Genomic DNA, 3,014 nt, shown 5'->3' with positions numbered 1-3,014 from the left:
GTTATAATTCTAAATATTTGAATTATAACTATTTATATGATAAAAGAAGGAGCTAAATAATAAATGGATGATTCATTTCACTACCTGTCTATGATAAACCATATGACTGTCCAGAAAAAACTAATGGAACAGCTGGCAGACACAGGCCTTACCTTGGGACAGCCCAAAGTATTGGATTACCTGAAAGATCACGATGGTGCCAGCCAGAAAGAGATTGCGGCAGGATGCCTCATCGAGGCAGGATCTTTAACGTCTATTTTGAACCGTATGGAAGAAAAAGGTCTGATCGAAAGAAAAATGCTCAATGGAAACCGTCGTACTTTTCATATTTTTATGACAGAATCCGGAAAGAAAAATCAGAAGCTTGTGGAGGAGGCTTTTAAGAAAATAGAAAAAACTGCATTAAATGGTATTTCCGAAGAAGAGCAGAAGTTGTTTATGGATATTTTTTGCCGAATCTACCGAAATCTTGCAGATATGAAATGATCCGACGATAAAAAAATATGAAATGAGGAGGAAATAAGAAATGGAGAAACTAAAACGATATTTAATATTTCTGGTGGGATTATTTGTAAACTCCCTGGGAGTCAGTCTGATCACAAAGGCAAACCTAGGAACATCCCCGATTTCATCAATTCCTTACGTATTAAGTCTTAATTTTCCATTTACACTTGGAAACTTTACCATCTTTTTCAGTATCTTTCTGATCGTACTGCAGTTGATCATCCTGAGAAAGAACTTTAAATTGGAGCACATCCTTCAGATTCCGGTATCCATCATATTTGGATATTTTATTGATCTTACCATGATTCTTTTTTCCTGGGTCAATCCGGAAGCGTACATCATGAAGATTGTATATCTTCTCATCGGATGTCTGATTCTTGGCGTAGGTGTATATATGGAGGTCTTGGCAGACGTTGTCATGCTTCCGGGAGAATCTTTTGTCCGTGCTATTGTTCTTACATGGAAAACAAATTTCGGAACAACCAAGATCTGTTTTGATGTATCCATGTCAGTGATCGCTGCTGTACTTTCTTTCGTATTTGCAGGAAGACTGGATGGTGTAAGAGAAGGTACCGTTATTGCTGCCCTTCTGGTAGGCTTTATCGCCAGACTCATCGGTAAGAAACTTGCATTCCTGAAAGATATGATTTTCCCGGAAAGCGTATCTGCAGAAAACGAGAACGAAGCAAAAGAACAGACAGCAGGAACCTATGGAAAAAATGTTATCGCCATTGGAAGACAGTTTGGAAGTGGCGGCCACGATATTGGCAAGATTCTTGCAGAAAAGTTGGGATATGATTTTTATGATGCGGAGATTATCCAGATGACAGCAGGAACCACCGGATACACACCGGAATTCATCAAGAAAAACGAAGAGATCATGACAAACAGTCTCATCTATGATCTGGTTAATCAGATGTATCTGAATGCGGATATGCAGGATGAAGCGCCGAAGGATAAAATTTTCGAGGCAGAATGTCAGGTTGTACGTAATCTTGCGAAAAAAGGCAACTGCGTGATAGTAGGCCGTTGTGCAGATTACGTTCTCAGAAATTCCGGAAACTGTCTGAAAGTATTTTTTTCAGCGCCTCTTATGAGCAGAATTAGAAGAGTGGCACAGAGACAGAATATCTCCGAGGGAGAAGCCAAAGCTACGGTTCAGAAAAATGAAAAACTCCGTGCAGATAACTACCGTTATTACACCCGCCGTATGTGGGGTGCAGCCGGAAACTTTGATCTCAGCCTGAATACAGATTTGGGAGAAGAATATATTGAGAACTGCATCCGCTGTGCTATGAAACTGTAAAAATATATAAAGCTTTATAATATTTGTTGTAAATGATATAGCCCCTTAAGGAACAGTCAATCTAAAAATCATATTTGAGGGACATATCATTTGCAGTAATATTATAAGGCTTTTTCTTTTCTACTGTATACAGATAAGACACATACAGGACTTATAAAGTATTTCGGTATTCCGCTGGTGTCATATGGAACTTTTTCTCAAAAATTTTATAAAAATGCGTAATGTTGGAATAACCGATCTCTTCCATGACAGCAGTAACAGAACGATCAGGCTGCTTTAACATTTTCGCCGCTCTGGACAGACGGATATTCTGGATAAGAGAAGAAAAGGTCTGTCCCGTATAATTTTTTAGGATAAAAAGCAGGAATCCTCGGCAATTCAATTACCGAGATGAAAGCGTAAACTGTGCATGTCTACACTCATAATAAATGAAAAGATTGCAGAAAAGTACAACACAACACCAGAAGAGGTACGCAGAGAAATGCAGATAGCCATAGATGCAAGATTTGATAATCCTGATCCGGCTGTGCAGGAAGTATTTATGGGAAACCTGAATCCGGTCATAAGGAAGGTGAACCGGATGTAGTAGGAACACTTTCCGTAAATCGGGATGAAAATTTAACCGTGATGGCTAACCGGGGAGATATTGAGGATTGATGTTCGCTGATAATAGGTATCTATGATATCCTGTAAAGTAATCATATTCATTTTTTCTTCAGCAGTTTTTTGGATTTCATTATAGAATTCCTGTAAAGACAACTGAATATTAATGCCAACGCCGCAATCAGGGTTGGTATGAGTATCTAAATGAAGCAGCGGCTTCTCACCTTCAACTGCTTTATAAATATCCAGCAATGTAATCTGATCTGCAGGTTTTGAAAGAGAAGGACTGGCATGTCCGGCTACACTGGTCATAAGTCCGGCTTTTTTTAGTTTTAACATAAGCTGGCGTACAAAGCCGGGATTTGTATGGACACTTTCTGCAATTGAGGCACTGGAGAGAGATTTTTCCTGGTTGATAGCAATCAGAACCATCACATGAACAGTATCGCTTAATTTCGTTGAATATTTCATGATAAGAAACTCCTTATAGTATGATATAATGATTTTTTTCACATTTTTGAGACAAAAATATTTTTGGTTTGTCTAAAACATTTCAAGTTCTCAACAGTTCTTTTCAATGTGTTGAGAAACTGTGCATATT

5 protein-coding genes are annotated in these 3,014 nt (G+C 38.4%); 3 read left to right on the top strand and 2 right to left on the bottom strand.

Annotated features, from left to right (window positions below; genetic code table 11):
* Positions 1-63 precede the first annotated feature (63 nt).
* Both NCY57_RS16455 and NCY57_RS16450 read left to right on the top strand, forming a co-directional pair.
* A complete protein-coding gene (locus NCY57_RS16455; protein ID WP_015524496.1) occupies positions 64-486 on the top strand; it encodes a MarR family winged helix-turn-helix transcriptional regulator in 423 nt (140 codons plus the stop codon).
* A 40-nt stretch (positions 487-526) separates the two neighbouring features.
* Positions 527-1,810 (top strand): cytidylate kinase family protein, encoded by a 1,284-nt coding sequence (locus NCY57_RS16450; protein ID WP_173739518.1) that lies wholly within the window; start codon positions 527-529, stop codon positions 1,808-1,810.
* A gap of 151 nt (positions 1,811-1,961) precedes the next feature.
* On the opposite strand, the gene NCY57_RS16445 is transcribed toward NCY57_RS16450, so the two are convergent.
* Positions 1,962-2,192: a helix-turn-helix transcriptional regulator gene (locus NCY57_RS16445; protein ID WP_118608482.1), complete on the bottom strand. Its 231-nt coding sequence runs from the start codon at positions 2,190-2,192 to the stop codon at positions 1,962-1,964.
* Positions 2,193-2,219: 27 nt separating this feature from the next.
* Here NCY57_RS16445 and NCY57_RS16440 point away from each other — a divergent pair, with 27 nt between their 5' ends.
* A complete protein-coding gene (locus NCY57_RS16440; protein ID WP_015524499.1) occupies positions 2,220-2,396 on the top strand; it encodes a sporulation initiation factor Spo0A C-terminal domain-containing protein in 177 nt (58 codons plus the stop codon).
* Positions 2,397-2,428: 32 nt separating this feature from the next.
* Here NCY57_RS16440 and NCY57_RS16435 read toward each other — a convergent pair whose 3' ends face one another.
* Positions 2,429-2,884: an Rrf2 family transcriptional regulator gene (locus NCY57_RS16435; RefSeq protein ID WP_173739517.1), complete on the bottom strand. Its 456-nt coding sequence runs from the start codon at positions 2,882-2,884 to the stop codon at positions 2,429-2,431.
* Between the last annotated feature and the right edge of the window lie 130 nt (positions 2,885-3,014).

This window comes from Blautia sp. MB18-30 (genome assembly GCF_023669475.1).
Lineage (GTDB): Bacteria > Bacillota > Clostridia > Lachnospirales > Lachnospiraceae > Blautia_A > Blautia_A fusiformis.
Note: the sequence above shows the minus strand (reverse complement) of the source record. Positions and strands in the feature narration are given on the sequence as shown.

Excerpts from the sequence above, each read along its gene's own strand:
- NCY57_RS16455 (WP_015524496.1), top strand. The coding sequence starts at position 64 with ATGGATGATTCATTTCACTACCTGTCTATGATAAACCATATGACTGTC.
- NCY57_RS16450 (WP_173739518.1), top strand. The coding sequence starts at position 527 with ATGGAGAAACTAAAACGATATTTAATATTTCTGGTGGGATTATTTGTA.
- NCY57_RS16440 (WP_015524499.1), top strand. The coding sequence starts at position 2,220 with ATGTCTACACTCATAATAAATGAAAAGATTGCAGAAAAGTACAACACA.
- NCY57_RS16435 (WP_173739517.1), bottom strand. The coding sequence starts at position 2,884 with ATGAAATATTCAACGAAATTAAGCGATACTGTTCATGTGATGGTTCTG.